General features: G+C 54.2%; 13 protein-coding genes. 5 read left to right on the top strand and 8 right to left on the bottom strand.

What is annotated here, in order from left to right:
* Positions 1–16: 16 nt before the first annotated feature.
* Genes tssJ through tssI form a run of 7 tightly spaced genes read right to left on the bottom strand, consistent with a single transcriptional unit; the run spans position 17 to position 7,731 of the window.
* Positions 17–502 (bottom strand): type VI secretion system lipoprotein TssJ, encoded by a 486-nt coding sequence (gene tssJ, locus ABDW13_RS11890; RefSeq protein ID WP_343552811.1) that lies wholly within the window; start codon positions 500–502, stop codon positions 17–19.
* Positions 502–999: an SH3 domain-containing protein gene (locus ABDW13_RS11885; protein ID WP_343552760.1), complete on the bottom strand. Its 498-nt coding sequence runs from the start codon at positions 997–999 to the stop codon at positions 502–504. Before ABDW13_RS11885 ends, tssJ begins: the two co-directional genes overlap by 1 nt.
* A 23-nt stretch (positions 1,000–1,022) precedes the next feature.
* Positions 1,023–1,403 carry a DUF4150 domain-containing protein gene (locus ABDW13_RS11880; protein ID WP_343552759.1) on the bottom strand — a complete coding sequence of 127 codons (381 nt, stop codon included), beginning with the start codon at positions 1,401–1,403 and terminating at the stop codon, positions 1,023–1,025.
* An 11-nt stretch (positions 1,404–1,414) separates the two neighbouring features.
* Positions 1,415–2,023 carry a DUF3540 domain-containing protein gene (locus tag ABDW13_RS11875; RefSeq protein ID WP_343552758.1) on the bottom strand — a complete coding sequence of 203 codons (609 nt, stop codon included), beginning with the start codon at positions 2,021–2,023 and terminating at the stop codon, positions 1,415–1,417.
* Positions 2,010–3,095: a pentapeptide repeat-containing protein gene (locus ABDW13_RS11870; RefSeq protein ID WP_343552757.1), complete on the bottom strand. Its 1,086-nt coding sequence runs from the start codon at positions 3,093–3,095 to the stop codon at positions 2,010–2,012. Before ABDW13_RS11870 ends, ABDW13_RS11875 begins: the two co-directional genes overlap by 14 nt.
* Positions 3,092–5,431, bottom strand: coding sequence for a pentapeptide repeat-containing protein (locus ABDW13_RS11865; protein WP_343552756.1), 2,340 nt, complete (start codon positions 5,429–5,431; stop codon positions 3,092–3,094). The genes ABDW13_RS11870 and ABDW13_RS11865 overlap by 4 nt, the downstream gene beginning before the upstream one ends.
* The gene (tssI, locus tag ABDW13_RS11860; RefSeq protein ID WP_343552755.1) at positions 5,431–7,731 is read right to left on the bottom strand and encodes a type VI secretion system tip protein TssI/VgrG; all 2,301 of its coding nucleotides are present in this window, start codon (positions 7,729–7,731) and stop codon (positions 5,431–5,433) included. Before tssI ends, ABDW13_RS11865 begins: the two co-directional genes overlap by 1 nt.
* 945 nt (positions 7,732–8,676) lie before the next feature.
* Here tssI and ABDW13_RS11855 point away from each other — a divergent pair.
* From ABDW13_RS11855 to ABDW13_RS11840, 4 genes are all read left to right on the top strand, one after another.
* On the top strand, positions 8,677–9,807 hold the full coding sequence (locus tag ABDW13_RS11855) for an efflux RND transporter periplasmic adaptor subunit (protein WP_343552754.1): 1,131 nt from the start codon (positions 8,677–8,679) through the stop codon (positions 9,805–9,807).
* A gap of 2 nt (positions 9,808–9,809) precedes the next feature.
* Positions 9,810–12,962, top strand: a complete 3,153-nt coding sequence (locus tag ABDW13_RS11850) for an efflux RND transporter permease subunit (protein WP_343552753.1) — start codon at positions 9,810–9,812, stop codon at positions 12,960–12,962.
* 1 nt (position 12,963) lies between these two features.
* The gene (locus ABDW13_RS11845; protein ID WP_343552752.1) at positions 12,964–14,379 is read left to right on the top strand and encodes a TolC family protein; all 1,416 of its coding nucleotides are present in this window, start codon (positions 12,964–12,966) and stop codon (positions 14,377–14,379) included.
* 149 nt (positions 14,380–14,528) lie between these two features.
* On the top strand, positions 14,529–15,110 hold the full coding sequence (locus ABDW13_RS11840) for a TetR/AcrR family transcriptional regulator (RefSeq protein WP_343552751.1): 582 nt from the start codon (positions 14,529–14,531) through the stop codon (positions 15,108–15,110).
* Between the two features lie 2 nt (positions 15,111–15,112).
* Here ABDW13_RS11840 and ABDW13_RS11835 read toward each other — a convergent pair whose 3' ends face one another.
* Complete coding sequence (locus ABDW13_RS11835; RefSeq protein WP_343552750.1) at positions 15,113–15,676, bottom strand: TetR/AcrR family transcriptional regulator; 564 nt, start codon at positions 15,674–15,676, stop codon at positions 15,113–15,115.
* Between the two features lie 179 nt (positions 15,677–15,855).
* Here ABDW13_RS11835 and ABDW13_RS11830 point away from each other — a divergent pair, with 179 nt between their 5' ends.
* Positions 15,856–16,542, top strand: coding sequence for a pirin family protein (locus ABDW13_RS11830; protein ID WP_343552749.1), 687 nt, complete (start codon positions 15,856–15,858; stop codon positions 16,540–16,542).
* Positions 16,543–16,674 lie beyond the last annotated feature (132 nt).

Genomic DNA, 16,674 nt, shown 5'->3' with positions numbered 1-16,674 from the left:
CGCCTTCCTCAACTGTTTAATCGTTATTCGCTGCGGGATGCAGCCCGGTGGCCGTGACGCTGATGCGCCCGTTAAGCGCATCGGGCCCCGATCGCCAGAACTGATAGAAATGCGTTGCGCTCGGCGCAGGGAGTGGCACCGAAACGCGCCAGCTTTTGCCATTGATGGCGGCATATTCCGCCACCACGCCGAGGTAACGGGCTTCAGGATTCGGCGAACCATTCAGCATTTGCTGCGGCTGCTGCGGCGTGAGAAAGCGTTGCTGGCTGTCGATCACATCGCTGCCCAATACCGCTGAAGCGTTGTTTTGCAGCGAGTAGAAATCTGACGACATGAAATTGGCATCCGAGCGCAGCACAAACACCCGCACCTTGAGCGGCGCGCCGTTGTTGGCGTCTGGCGTGCTGTTCAACGCCAATTGCCAACTGGCCGGTTGCGGCGGCGAGGATGCGCAGCCCGCGAGCATCAACGCCAACCCGGCGCACAGCAGCTGGCGGCGCATCACTGAATAATCCAGGTTGAGGAACGGCCTTTGCGGCAGGCTTTGTCGCCTGCGCCGAGACCAATACATTGCTGCTGGGCGCGGCGCGGTTGCGCGGCTTGCGCTTTCAACGTCGCGTCGTAACGATCTTCCGGCACGGCGGAACTCAACGGGATATAACCGCTAAGTTTGCCGTCATCTTCGGTCGCCACCGCCAGCCAGTTATTTTCGACTGCGCCCAGCACCTGCAACGGTTGACCGGCGGTTAAGGTGCCCATACGCATGCCACCGTAATCAGGACGGTTAATCAGAGAAACCGGGTAGAGCGCGCGATAGGATTGGTTGACGGCGGTGAAACTTTGCGGCGGCTGAATGATGTGCATATGCACCAGCTTCACACCGTTGACTTCACTGGTTTCCAGCGTGTCGGCGGTGATAATCGGTGCCTGATGGCAACCGGCGGTGATCCCCAATGCAAATAACATGGCGAGAGAGATCAGTTTGTTAGTGTTTTTCATTTTTTCTCAATCATTCCAGAAAGTTAGATTGCCAGCAGCGAAATCAGGGTTTGACTTGGCGTAATGCGCACGCCCGGCGCATTCGCCACATTTTGTTGCGTCACGCTGGTCATGCGCGTGGCGGGCATACCTTGCAATAGCAGCGAGTTGCAGCCGGTGAGATGACGCGACATGCCCATAAAGGTGTTGGAAACCACGCCGCCCAGCACGCCCGCTTCATCGCCCTGAGTGATCGGCGTGATGGTGGCGAGGTTGTGCGCCGGCATGCCAGCAAACAGAATGGTGCTGGCGGTGGGCAGCGCGGTATTGCCGAGCGCCAGATTGACGAATGTCACCGGAGCCGGGGTTTTGCACACATCGGCAATCGCCTGATCGCTGCCGCCACACTGACAATTTGCAAACATGCTGCTGCTCCTTAACCCATGTGAATCTGTTTGCCGTCGATGCGCGTCAGCGTTTTGCTGCTGATAAAAGTGGTCGGCGCATGCAAACGGGTAAGCTGGCTGGTTTTGATATCTAACTGCCCGGCGCGCACCTGCTCGATATCGTGCGTACGGCGCAACAGGCGTTGGCTGATTTGGCTGACGCTCTCCCATACGCTTTCGCAGCGTTTGCCAAACAGGCGGCTCAGCGAGATCCATACCGAGGCGGATTCACCGCGATAGTTCAGCTGTTTGATGTCGCAGTCACCGCGTTCGGCGTTGAGCTGCAAAGTCGGACTGTGCAGATTAAGGTTGCGGCTGGCGCTGATGGTGAGATCGCCCTCGCAATGCAATTGCGCCGCCTGCTGCGGTTCGGCGCGCACCAATATCGCCAGCAGCCACATTTGATCGGTGGCGCGACACAGCAAAACCTGGTCGTGTAGCTGCGGCGTCAGTAAACAGCTAGCGGCGCGCGGGCAGTGCCAGCGGCGACCGTGGCTGACCACCTGCACCGAGCCATCTGGCTCCAGCCCAACCACCTGACCTTCGGCTTGAAGCGGCAATTCCAGCGGCAGCGCCACGGTTTTTTCAGCGTGATTCATGGTGATCCTCTTGCGGTGTTGAGCGGGGTTGCGGCTGCCAGGCTTCGGCGGCAAACAGCGCATCATCCTGTTCGATGAGGCCATCGCGCTGGCTGAACTGCGTATGGTGCTGACTGGCGCGATGCAGGCGGGTGGCGCAAAACTGTGCGTCGCGTAAATCGGCCTCATCCAGCATGGCCCAGGAAAAATCGGCGTAATGCAACGCCGCCTGCTGGAAAATCGCGCCACGCGCGCTGGCGTGATGCAGCACGCTGCGCTGCAATTGGCACTGAGTGAAATCCACCTGATCCAGCGTGGCATGAGGGAACATCGCCTGATTAAATTGCGCCTGCTGGCAACGACAATCGCTGAGATCGCTGCCGCTAAATAGCGCCTGAGTGAGCCGCGCGCCACGAAAATCCACGCCGCGCAGACTGAGCTGGCTAAAGTTGCTCTGTTGCAGATTGGCGCGCTGGAAGCTGGCTTGCTCCAGCTGACTTTCAGTGAACTGGCAGCGCTCAAAACACTGCTCGCGATAATCGCCACCGCGCAGATCGCACTGGTAAAACGTACTGAGCGAGAAGCGGCTGCTGTGCAGATCGCAACGGCGCAGATCAACATTCATCCATGTGCATTGTTCGGCGCTGATATGGCGCAGCAACGCCTGATCGAGCATCACCGCGAGAAAACCGCATTGGTGGAGCGAGGCCAGCAGAAACGCGCTGTCACTGAGATCGCCCTGATTGAATTGGCTGTTAATCTGCACCGTTTCGCTGAAATCACTTTCCGCCAGTTGGCAGGCGTTAAACAGGCAATCGGTGAGGGTGCAGCCATGGAACTGCACGCCGGTCATGTTTGATTGGTTGAACAGCGTTTCCTGCAACTGCGCGTCGGCAAACTGCGCACCGACCAGCAGGCATTCGTTGAATTGGGTTTCATGCAGGTTGCAGCCGCGAAAATCCGCGCCGACCAAATCCATGGCGATAAAACTGCCGCCGGACAGATCCAGGCCGCTGAAGTCGCGATCTTCCGCGACGAATCCCTGCAAAATCTCGCCATGTTTGATGGCGTGTTGCATTTGTTGCGGCGTCATACGCGCGGCTCCTGACGCTGCGGCAAAGTTTTCATGCCGTCGGTGAGCGCGCCATCAAAGCAAGTGCTGCTATCGTGCAGGGTTTGCGACATATCGGCGCGGAATAGATTGCAGTCGCTGAGATCGCAACCAATCAGCTGGCTCTTTTGCAGGTCGGCACCCAGCAGCAAGCTGCCGTTGAGTTGCGCGCCGTCAAAGCGAGTGCGCACAAAGCGGCTATCGCGGGTGCGCATGCCTTGCAGGCTGGCGTGGCGGCAATCGGCCGCGCTGAAATCGCTGTTTTCCAGCTGCGCCTGGTCGAAGCAGGCGTGTTGCAGCTGCGCATCACGCAAATTGCATTCGGTCAGCGCGGCGCGGCGGAAGCGGGCGTGCGCCAGCTGTGTGTCGGAAACGAACATGCACTGCTTGAGCTGGGCATCGTCAAAATTGATTGCTGCCGCTTCGCAGGTCACCAACGACAACCCTTGAGCGCGAATCTGGCTGAAATTGACCTGTTTGAGTTGGCAGCGAATCAGGTTGCAGTTGGCGATGTGCGCCTGGGTGAACTCCAGTGCCGAGAGCGCGAGATCCATCCAGTCACAGCGTTCAAGCTGTGCGTGGCTGAAGTCGCAATGCTGAATGCTCGCCTGCTGGATAAACAGATTGCTCAGCAGCGCGCGCTGAAAGCGACAATGCTCCAGCTGGATGTTTTCGCATTCCACTTCATCGAAGCTGCTGTCGCTGAAATCGCTGTGCCAGCCTTGCGCCAGTGCTAAATTCGCGCCATCGAACAGGCAATGCGTGAGGCTGCTGTGGTGGAATTCAGCACGGACCAGCACCGCGCCGCGCAGATCGGCACCATCCAACTGGCAATGGCTGAAATCGGTGCTGTCGAGCAGGGCATTTTCCAAGTCGATGCCGCGCAAATCGAGGCCCGACAAATCAGCGGCGGTGAAGTCCAATCCGCGCGCATCTTTGTCGCCAGCCATGCAGGCCAACAGCTGCTGACGCTGGCGCGCGGATTCCTCGAGACTGAGGCGGCGCGGCGCGTGTAGGTGCTGCGCCGTCTGGCGATAGCCATCTAATAGCGCCTGCTCACTGCGCGCCAGGCTGGCATCGTTCGTGGCATGCAGATGCGGATTGGCCTGTAACTCGGCGCGCTGCTGCTGGTAATGCGTCGCGCCGTCAGTGCGATCCAGCTCGTCTGTGGCATTGCGCTGTTGCTCCTGACGATAACGCGCCATCATCTGCTGATAATTCTTTTCTGCTGCCACTTCGTGACGCGCAAACTGCGCGGCTACATCGTGTTCAATCTGGAAATCATCGAGGCCGTTAGCCGCGGGCAGCGGGGCACCTTTTTGCAACGCCGGGCGATCGAACTGCTGGCGTTGCTGCTGCTCCCAGCGCGCGAGATTTTCCACCAGCGGCTGGCGAGCGGCGGGCGGATTATTGTTCGGTGCATGCGCAAGGATTGCTGCGGCAATCAAATCGTCGTCGCGCAACGCACGCAAACTCGCGTCGGGTCCTTCCGTGCGCAATTGCTGGATATGCTGATAATGTGCCAGCGTCTGCGGCTGACCCGCCACTTCCAGCGCTGCCAGCAGCGACAACACATCGCTAGCGTCATCTTCATTGATGGCGATATTGCCGTGCCAAATCAGTAGCATCTGCTGGCAATGCGGCAAAAAGTGCACGGTGGTGGCGCGCATCGCTATCTCTTCAAATAACGTCTCATGGTGGCGCTGGCGAGTGATAAAGGCACGTACTTGCCACTTGGGTAACTTGCCTTGCAGCAGCGCATGCTCGGGATGCATATGCTCAATGCGCCACATCGCGCCCGCAGGCATCGCATCGCGTTGCGGCCACCATTGATCGGCGGGAGCCTGGTTGAACACGCGCCAGTCGGTGTCGCGCGCGAAGCCGGGATAATCGTTTTTCAGCCAGTTGTCGTCGTAATTTTTACCCATCAACGCCTGGCGATCGGCATGATTAAAATCCAGCGCATGGAACGCGGCGGGTTGTGCGTTGTTGTGCGGCGCAATTTCCAGACGCTGTTGTTTGCGTAACTCGCCAACCTGAATCGACAGTGCGCAGCCGTGTTCATCGGTTAGATATTTTCGGTAGCCGAAACCGCTGGCGAGAAACTCGGCGCAGGCTTTCGGCAACGCCAGGTCAAAGATGCCGTCCGGTGATTGCACCTCTTCGCGTACGCGCTGCCACAGCAACTGCTCATCATGCAGCACGGGCGTGTCGGACATATCCAGCAGCGTCATCGCCGCTACGCCCAATTGGTTTTGCTGCTGCCAGCGGTAAGGTCGCGACAGCAGGCTGAGCCGGGTCGGTTTGATGATCTGCATTATGAATCCGCCCACGGGTTATGCGTGAGTTCGCTGTCATCCAGCGGATTGTCGTTCTGGTTTTGATTCGGTGCATCTTGCTGTTGGTTCTGGTTATTGGCCGGGTTTTGATCTTGCTGATTGTTTTCGTTATTGCGCGCGTCGCGTTTGGCGGTGTTTTTCTCGCCTTGTTTCTCTTCCCACTCGGTTTTCTTCTTGGCGTCGGCTTCGTCTTTGATTTCCTTGCGGGTGTTCATCTCATCTTTGAGATCCTGAATCTTCTGTTTGATGCCGCTGTTATCGCCAGTCACGCCGGTCGCGCCACTCTGAATCGACATCAAACCGATGCGCAGGTTGTAAAACGGCACCTGCTCGAAGCGTTGCAAATCGGCTTTGTACTCCACCTGCGTTTTACTGCGTTTGAGGTAGGTGTAATCCATGCTGATGCCTTTAACGGCAAAGTCGGTGCTGCTGGCGGCGACGTTACTGACCGCATTGACCGTGCCGTTGACGCCGTTGATGGTTAAACCGATGCCAGTGGTGGTGAAGTTGGCGCCCGTCACGGTGTAATAGCTGCCGCGCGAGGTGTGATAGGTGGTGGGCGCGCTGGTGGAAACGGTGTCGTTGCTGTGCAACGTCACTTTGCCCGGCGCCCAGATTTTTAGTGCGCCATCGCCATCTTTACCGGCATAAATTTTGATGGCGTTATTGGCGGAAATATTGAGATCTTTCTGCGCGTGAATATCCAGCGACTCCTCGTCAGCCAAATCTTCAAACGAGATGAAGTTGCCGTTGCTGGCATCGCTGTTGCCGACGGAACGTGACCAGAAACCACTTTTCGACCACGACCATGCTTCGGCCACTTCAGCGGTGATGGTGTCGCTGTCGGCCACATCGCTTTCGCTGCCAATGGTCAGCAAACTCTCGCCAACCGGCTGGGTTTGCAGGTTGTTAAATACCCGGCCGGTGATCACCGGCATGTGCGGATCGCCGTTGATGAAATCGACCACCACTTCTTCGCCAACGCGCGGGATTTGATAATAACCTTGCTGGCTGCCGGCCCAACCGCTGGCGACGCGCAACCAGCAAGAGTAGAGATCCTGTTCATTATCGGGCTTGAACCACAGGAATTTAACGCGCACGCGGCCATGATCGTCGGTCGCCACCACGCTTTTGTCGCCTTTGCTGGCGTCGGGTGCGTTAATCACCACGGCGGTTTGCGGTCCGCTGGTGCGTGGCCAACGGGTAGCGCGCGGTGGACGCCAGTTGACGGTGGCGGGGATAACCTGGAAGCAGAAGCGGTGGCGGGTGAAATCTTCGTCGTTACTGACGTAGCTGTTTTCCACCAACTGATAATCGACCGCGGTAACCAGAAATGACTGGCCTTCATCGGCGTCGCGTGGCGCTTTATTCAGCGTGAATTGGTAGCCTGGCGCTAATCCAAACGCATCACCCACGCCGTCAGACGCTAACTGGCGGGCGGCTAATTCTTGCTGGCGTACCGTGACGTAGCTTTGGCCGTCGCCTTGTTGTTGATATTGTCCCGGCCATTCGCGTTGCGTGGCGGTTTTTTCGGCGTGGGATTCGGCAACTTGACCATTTGCGGAAAGATCAGCGTTGCTTTCCAGATAATTGTAATCGTCATGTTGATAAAGACTGGGGGAAATGGCGGCTGTCGATTGCCAGATATTAATGCTCTCGTCATTGACATATCCGCCTGCGGCCGCCTGGTGATATTCAATGCAATCATAACCGGGGAAGGGCTGATGGGCAGAAGGGGCGTCAGCTAAAATCAGCGTCTGTTTATCCATTTCATGAGTGAAATAAAAATAGATACCTTCATGTTCCATCATGCGCTGAATGAAATCGTAACTGCTCTCCTGATATTGGACGCAATATTCCCAATTACGATATGTGCCGGTGAGTTTGTTTTCGAAAAGAATGCCATTCTCATTCAGGACCATTTCTATGATCTGAGTAACAGTTTTATTTTGCCAAATACGAAAACCGTGGTTTTGCGTCAGATACCATAATTCAGGTCTGACCTCCGCACGATAAGTATAATATTCTTCACGGTGTTTCTCATGGCCGAGAAACGCCATGCGGGTGATGATGCCGCTCAGGTAGCGAATGACGCCGGGACGCGGTTGCAGCACCAATGTTAAGGGTTTTCCCAGTAAGTCAGGTAACGCTATGCTGTTGTCTTTGCTGGTTAATTCTATGTTGTATTGATAGCAACATGACAACGCCTCATGACCGGTCATGCTCTTGAAAAATAGCGTTTCAGTCAGAGGTGAATGCGCAACGACGACACGATCCATAATTGCCCTTTGTTTTTATTTCGGCATAGCTACCGCACGGGCAGCAATTTTTTTTAATTTTTGCTGCCTATATTCATTCGGCAATAAAAAGCCGTGGCGCGCGAATATCAGCGGATATTGGCGAACCTGATGTGGGATAAATTTTTATAACGTGAGCATTTTTATAATATTTACTGGACCCTGTGAAGATAAGAAACATCCTAAACGATTCCTTAACGATATTATGACATTTTTGTGAAAGGGGAATGGTTTGAGATGATTTATGCAGATGCCGCGGATTAATTGGCCTGGCGTAAAGTGGAGTTGAATATATTTCTTTCTCTTTACGGGAATAATAAATTTTTAATATAGGGAATAGTTATGGCTGGAAGAAGGTGTCGCGCAGGAATATAGCCACTGGTAATGATCAATGGTAGGTAAAATACCTTGGGTAATCTTTCCTGTAGGTTATTTATTGAAAATCATCTTTCCCAAAGTTTTCAGAATTAATTGTAGGGTTAAATGGCTGCATAACGCAAATTAGCTTTTATTAATGTTGTAATTTCAAGCTAAGGCAACGATATCTGCGGTAAAAATGTAACCTGATGATCTTTCATTCTCTGCATTAATAAATTTCATGTTTCCAATTGCAGTACAAAAGGGCAGTCAGCGCCAATTTTTTCTGTGCAGGAGTCACAAGGGGCACCCTAAATGGCGACCTTACAGCAACGCGCAATCATCAACAGGCTGGCCAATCATTCGTAGGGTTGCCATTTATGGTGACCAATGAACGTGCATCTGAAACTGCAGGTCACCATGAATGGCGACCCTACAAAATCGTGCTGTGTGTTGATGGGCAAACGAATAAACCTCGCCGATCCATCTTTTCATTTTCCTGACATACGTGCCCATCGACGGTTTGATAGACTTTTGCGCTGAGAATGAACGTTCACTACAAGGTTATTCATGAAGAATTTTCAACGCAGCGTTATCGCCAGCGTGGTGATGTTGATTGCCGCCTGCGACCAAAACAGCACTCAGCCAGCCAGCACTATGCCTAACGAAGTCGGCGTGAAAACGCTGCACACGCAATCCGTCACGCTTGATAGCCAGCTTTCTGGCCGCGTGGTGGGCAGTATGGTGTCTGAAGTGCGTCCGCAAGTTGACGGCATCATCCAAAAGCGCTTGTTCACTGAAGGTGATGAAGTCAGCGCCGGACAAGTGCTGTATCAAATCGATCCGGCGAGCTACCAAGCCAGTTACGATCAAGCGCTGGCGCAGCTGAAAAACGCGCAGGCCTTGGTCAAAAGCAGCCAACTGAAATCGCAGCGTTACAGTGCGCTGGTGAAAGAAAACGGCGTATCACGCCAGGATGCCGATGATGCACTGGCGACTTATCAACAGAACGTCGCCTCGGTGGACCAATATCGCGCCGCGGTCGAAAGCGCGCGCATCAATCTCAATTACACCAAAATCAAAGCGCCGATTGCGGGTCGCATTGGCATCTCCTCGGTGACGCCGGGCGCTCTAGTCACTTCGGCGCAAACCACCGCGTTAGCCACCATTCGCGCGCTCGATCCGATTTACGTCGATCTCACTCAATCCAGCGTGCAGTTGCTGAAACTCAAGCGACAGCAAGCCTCGTTGCAGCAAAACAGCGAAGTGCCCGTGACGGTGAAACTGGGGGACGGCAGCACTTACGATCAGCCCGGCAAACTGGAGCTGACTGAAGTGGCGGTTGATGAAGCCACCGGCACCGTGACCTTGCGGGCTATCTTCCCCAATCCGCAACACCAATTGCTGCCGGGCATGTACGTGCGCGCCAGCGTCACCAACGGTGTGAAGGCTGATGCGATTCTGGCACCTCAGCAAGGCATTACGCGTGATGTCAAAGGCAATGCCAACGCCTTGGTGGTGGATAAAGACGGCAAAGTTGCCAGTCGCACGGTTACTGCCGATCGGGTCATCGGCAGCAGTTGGCTGATCACCAACGGCTTGAGCAGCGGCGACAAACTGATTGTCGAAGGGACAGCCAAAGTGCAGGCGGGCATGGCAGTGAAAGCCGTTGAAGTCACCGCAAACAGCGGAGGCGAATAACCATGTTGGCTCAGTTCTTTATACGCCGTCCGGTGTTTGCTTGGGTAATCGCCATCTGCATTATGATGTTTGGCATCCTCAGCATTAATAGCCTGCCAATCGCGCAATATCCCGATGTCGCGCCGCCGCAAATCAGCATTCAGGCGACTTACACCGGTGCATCTGCCGAAACGCTGGAGAGCAGCGTCACGCAGGTGATTGAGCAGCAACTCACCGGCTTAGACGGTTTACTTTATTTCGACTCCACCAGCACCGCCTCAACCGGCCAGGTGAAGATTAACGTCACCTTCCAGCAAGGCACCGATCCCGACATTGCCCAGGTGCAGGTGCAGAACAAAGTGCAACAGGCGGAGAGCCGCTTGCCGACTTCGGTGACCTCGCAAGGTGTCACGGTTGAGAAGGCGCAAAGTGACTTCCTGCTGATCCTCGCGCTGTACGACAAAACCAACAAAAGCACGTCTGCCGATGTCGCCGATTACATGGTCAGCAACATGGAAGATACGCTGGCGCGCGTGCCGGGCGTGGGTAGCGTGCAGGTGTTTGGTGCGGAATACGCGATGCGCATTTGGCTCGATCCGACCAAATTGGCCTCCTATTCATTGATGCCATCTGATGTCACCACCGCGCTAGAGAGTCAAAACACCCAGGTCTCGTCCGGGCAATTAGGCGCGCAACCGGCCAGCAAAGAGCAGCAATTAGTGGCGACGGTACGCTCACGCTCGCGCCTGCAAACGCCAGAACAGTTCCGCAATATCGTACTGAAAAGCCAAACCGACGGTTCGGTGGTGCATCTTAGCGATGTGGCGCGCGTCGAGATGGGCGATGAGGATTACAGCGCCAACGTGCTAGCGAACGGACATCCGGCTTCCGGTATCGCGGTGCAGTTGGCGTCTGGTGCCAATGCGCTCTCTACCGCAGAACAGATCAAATCGACTATTGATGAGTTCCGCAGCAGCATGCCCGCGGGCTATGAAATTGCCTATCCACTCGATAGCACCGATTTCGTCAAAATATCGATTGAAGAGGTGGTGAAAACGCTGATCGAAGCGGTGATTTTGGTGGTGATCGTGATGTTTGTGTTCTTGCAAAACATCCGAACCACGCTGATCCCGGCGATTGCCGTGCCGGTGGTACTGTTGGGTACCTTTGGCGTGCTGTCGCTGTTTGGTTACTCGATCAATACCTTGACCATGTTCGGCATGGTACTCGCCATCGGTTTGCTGGTGGATGATGCGATTGTGGTGGTGGAGAACGTAGAGCGTGTGATGCGCGAAGAGCATTTGCCGCCGCGCGCAGCCACCGAGAAATCGATGAAAGAGATCACTGGCGCGCTGATTGGCATCGCGTTGGTGCTGTCGGCGGTGTTCCTGCCGATGACCTTCTTTAGCGGCTCGACCGGCGTTATCTACCGTCAATTCTCTATAACCATTGTTTCATCGATGGTGTTGTCAGTGATCGTGGCATTAACGCTCACGCCCGCGCTGTGTGCCACGTTGCTTAAACCGCATAACGCCGACAGCGGCAACCAAGGTTTCTTCGGCTGGTTCAACCGCAGTTATCAGCGCGTGCAGGCGCGTTATCACAACGGTGTCGGTCATGTGGTGCACAGTTCGGTGCGTTATCTGCTGCTGTATGCGGTGTTGCTAGCGGGCTGCGCGGTGATGTATCTGCGTTTGCCCACCGGCTTTCTGCCGACTGAAGATCAGGGTTACATCATGGTGCAATATCAGCTGGCACCGGGCGCCACGGAAAACCGCACCAGCGAAGTGCGTCGCCAGGTGCAGGAATATTTCGCCACCAAAGAGAAAGCCAACGTTAATGTCAGCATGCTGGTTAACGGCTTCAGCTTTGCCGGTAGTGGCCAAAACGCCGGGATTGGCTTCATCTCGCTGAAGAACTGGAGCGAGCGTAAAGGCAGCGAAAACAGTGCCGATGCGATTGCCGGGCGTGCAATGGCCAATCTCGCCAGCATTCGTGATGCGCAGATTTTCGTGTTGTCGCCGCCGTCAGTTTCTGGCTTGGGGCAATCGAATGGCTTTACCTTTGAGTTGCAAGGGCGCGGCGCCACCAGCCGCGATCAGCTGCTGCAAATGCGTAATCAGCTGATTGCTGCAGCCAACCAGGATCCGGTTTTAATCGCGGTACGTGCCAACACCTTGCCGGATCTGCCGCAGTTGCAGGTCAATATCGACGATGAAAAAGCCCAATCACTCGGCCTGACCATCAGCGACATTAACGACACCTTGAGTGCCGCTATCGGCGGCAGCTACATCAATGACTTCACCGATCGTGGTCGCGTGAAAAAGGTCTATATGCAGGGCGATCAACAGTTCCGCAGCAAACCGGATGATATTGATCAATGGTTTGTGCGCGGCACCGATAGCAGCAGCAACACCACCATGGTGCCGTTCTCCTCGTTTGCTTCGTCTGAATGGGCGTACGGCCCGGATGTGTTGTCGCGCTATAACGGCCTGGCTTCCTACGAAATTCAAGGTTCGGCTGCCGCAGGTAAGAGCTCGGGCGACGCGATAAGTGCGATGGAAAAGCTCGCCGCCAAACTGCCAGCCGGCACCACGTTCGCGTGGAGCGGCTTGTCGTATCAGGAAAAACTCTCCGGCAACCAGGCGATGTCGCTGTATGGCATCTCGCTGATTGTGGTGTTCCTGTGCCTCGCCGCGCTGTATGAAAGCTGGTCAGTCCCGTTCTCGGTGATGATGGTGGTGCCGCTGGGCGTGATTGGTTCGTTGCTGGCGATCAGCCTGCGCGGGCTGGAAAACGACGTTTACTTCCAGGTGGCTTTGCTGACGATTATTGGTTTGGCGGCGAAGAACGCCATTCTGATCGTCGAGTTCGCTGAAGAGAATTACCGCAAAGGGGAAAATCTGGTCAAGGCGGCGACACACGCAGCGTCGATGCGTTTGCGTCCGATCATTATGACCTCGCTGGCGTTTACCGCCGGTGTACTGCCGCTAGCGATCTCCACCGGCGCGGGTGCCAATAGCCGTATCGCGATTGGTACCGGCATCATCGGCGGCACGCTAACTGCCACTTTGCTGGCCATCTTCTTTGTACCGCTGTTCTTTATTCTGGTGCGCCGCATGTTCCCGGCGATACCGCATGACGAAGCGCGTTCTGACGTTCAGGCGGGGGAATAACATGTCTGCCAAACTTTTAATGATCTTTATCCCCGCGCTGCTGGCGGGCTGTGTTTCACTCGATCCGCATTATGAGCGCCCGCAAGGTGCGGTGAGCGTGGAAGCCTTAAAACCACTACAAAATTCCCAAGCGGCGAACTATCGCGACCTGAGCTGGCAGAATTATGTGCTGGACGCGCAACTGCGTCAGGTAGTGGCGATGGCGCTGGATAGCAGCCGCGATTTGCGGGAAGCGGTAGCGAGTGTGAAATCTGCCCATGCGCAATACGGCGAGGAGCGAGCCAATCTGTTGCCAACTGTTAGCGCGGGCGTCAGCGGTAGCCGTTCACGCGCGTTAACCGGCACAGGCAACCAAACGGCCATCATCAACAGCTACTCGGCGGAGGGCAGCGTCAGCTCGTTTGAACTTGATCTGTTTGGCAAAAATCAGAGCCTGACGCGCGAACAGTATGAAACCTATCTCGGCACCCTGGAGGGCGCACGCAGCACGCGCCTTACGGTGCTGTACAACACGGTGAATTACTGGCTGCAACTGGCCGCCGATCGCAGCAATTTAGCCATTGCCCAGGAGACCGCTGCCAGCGCGCAAGATTCGTGGCAAGTGACGCGCAAGCAGATGGAAAATGGCATCGCTTCGATGGTGGATGTCTCGTCGGCGGAAACCACCTATCAATCTGCGCAGGCCGACGTTGCTAGCTACACCACGCTGGTGGCGCAAGATAAAAACGCGCTGGATTTAGTGGTGGGGCGCAGCGTGCCGGATAATCTGCTGCCGACCCGCATCGAATCGATTGGCAACGCGCTGCACGAGGTGCCTGCCGGTGTATCGTCGGATGCGTTGCTGAATCGTCCTGATGTGTTGCGAGCCGAGCACAATCTTAAATCTGCTAACGCCAGTATTGGTGCGGCGCGCGCCAATTTCTTCCCCAGCATTTCGCTCACTGCCAGCGGCGGCGTGGGCAGCGCCGATTTATCGACGCTATTCAAGAATGGTGCTGGAATTTGGTCATTTGCGCCGAGCATTTCGCTGCCGATTTTCAAAGGTGGCTATAACGTTGCCTACCTGAAATACACCAAAGCGCAGAAAGAGTATTACGTGGCGGCGTATGAGAAGGCGGTACAAACTGCCTTCCGGGAAGTGGCGGATGCGTTGGCACGACGTGGCACCATCAATGACCAACTCAGCAGCCAACGCAGTAATGTCGCGGCATCGCAAACCTATTATCGTCTGGCGGATCTGCGCTATCGCAACGGCGTCGATACTTATCTCAATGCCCTAACTGCCCAGCGTACGTTGTATAGCGCCAGAACCAGTTTGGTGAGTACGCAGCAAGCCTATTACCTGAATTTGATCACGTTCTATAAGGTGATGGGCGGCGGTACCGCGTTGCAGGAGTCGGATATTAAAGCAGAGTAATCATCATGGGTCGCCATTAATGGCGACCTTACAGCGGCCGATGATGGTGGTAAATATTCGAAACACAGTCAGAGTGTTATGCGCGTAGCTCATCACGTATGATGTTGATATAAAAATAGTGGGACATCATTGTTTATTTCGGAGCTAATGTGAGCCAGACCGAGCAGGATGAATTTATTCATCAGCGCCAGCAGTTAATCATATCGGCAGCAAAAATGTGTTTTAGCCGCTCTGGTTTTCATGGTGCCAGCATGGCCGACATTAGCCGGGAATCAGCCTTGGGAGCAGGGCAGATATACCGTTATTTCAGCAGTAAAGAGCAAATCGTCACTGAAACCATTAAAAGTATTGCGCAGAATTGGCGTCTATTTTTGTTAGAACATTTACCGTTGCAAATATCAACCCAAGATATTATCGATGCGGATTCGGTTTTTTGGCAGCATTGGCCGATTCAGGATCGACGGCTATTACTGGAAACCTATTCGGAGGCTGCACGCGATCAACAAGTGCGTGAAATTCTGGCACAGCAAGAACAATTACTGCGTGAAGAGCTGGATCAGGCATTTGCCATAAAATCGCCAGCCAGCAGCGCTACGCAACGCAGCAATCGCATCCAATTTTTATTGCTATTAGTCGATGGCGTAGCCTGTCGTGCTTTTGCTGATAACGATCTTGAACAGCAGGAATTACAGCGCGTAAACCGTATTCTTAGTCAGCATCTTTTTGGATAATTTTATGCTGGTGCATGTGGGTAAACATCATTAACCATCGCATTAAAAAAAGGCATAAAGTCGGGTGAAATATCTGCTTGTTTCATGCAGCGACGAATAATGATGCCATCGATAATCAGCGACATCACATATAAACGGGTGTGAATCGCGTTGGCATCTTGTTCAGGATGACGTTGTTGTTCTTGCGTAATAAAGTTATTTTTTAATTCTTGCCACGCATCCTTCATGATTTGCTGAATACGTTGGTTACGCGTGGCTTCCGATGACACTTCCATAAGCAGAATAATGCTGCTTTCTACTTCGACGGGCACAATGTCTTCGGCTTGATGGTAGTGAACGTCCATATGCGCAATGCGCTCAAAGTCAGCATTTAACAGCGTAATCATGCGTTGAACCACATTGGTCACCAACGCTTCAATGATCGCTTCTTTATTTTTGTAATATTTATAAATCAAACCAATGCTGACATCGGCCTGCTGAGCGATGTTTTGAACCGAAGTCTGATGGAAACCTTTTAGTCGCATGCATTGTTCGGCGGCGGCAAGTATTTGTTCACTTCGATTCATATTATTTAGCTCACAGGACAAAGAGGATATTTTACGCAAAAATTCCCCTAACGCGTACTGATTATTACGTTATTTAATCATCATTCAAAAAAACTGATTTAAGCGAACAGATTACCACTCTGTTCACACACTTTTACGCCTTTATGATGGTTGCTATCGAAACATTATTGAGGACTTTCATGATGAACATTCTGCGTGCCGATCGTGACCAGGTGTTTGAATATGGCCCCTTTAGCATTCGTCGTCAGCGTCCGGGTGAAGCGTTTGGTCCACTGGCTATTATCGACCAAATGTCATTACAAGTGGATGCCAGCATTCCACAGCAGACGCGGCAAAATTGTGAAATTTTCAACTACGTTTGGCGAGGATCGTTGCTGCATACTCGCGAAAATGGTGAGCAGCAGGCACTCAATGCGCGGCGCGTGATGAGCATCAGCGCGGGTGAAGGATTACGCTATGCGGAGTCTGCGCCTTTTGTCGCCACTGAAATGCTGCAAGCTTACATTCAACCTACTGAGCTAGGCGGCGAACCGCAGGTTAATAGCTTTACGCGCGATGCGGAAAGTGCGGTAAATAGCTGGACGCTACTGGCAGGGCCAGCAGAAAGTGATGCGCCGTTAAGGCTGCGCCAGGCGGTGTATGTCTATGATCTTAAACTTCAGCGTGGTGTGAAGGTGGTAACGCCGCAGCGCGCCGGATTTTCGACGTGGATAAGCGTGTTGGATGGCATTGTGCGTATCGAGAATGAGCGGCTGCAACAGGGCGATTCTGTCAGTGATGCGGCGCCGCTGCCGGCAATCAGTGGCGAACGCGATGCGCTCTTGGTAGCATTTCTGGTAAAGGACGGGATAAATCGGTCACCATAAATGGCGTAATGCTCGTCAGTTAAGCCTCAGACATGCCGGAACGCATAGCGTTTCGGCTTTTTCTTTACCGCCCGGGGATAGTGTCTTGGTCGCCGGGTGGGAAGCACGAAGCTGGGCGCCATTGCCATTATT

This window comes from Pantoea sp. (assembly GCF_039594315.1).
Taxonomy (GTDB): domain Bacteria; phylum Pseudomonadota; class Gammaproteobacteria; order Enterobacterales; family Enterobacteriaceae; genus Pantoea.
This window is presented reverse-complemented; position numbering and strand designations above follow the sequence as displayed.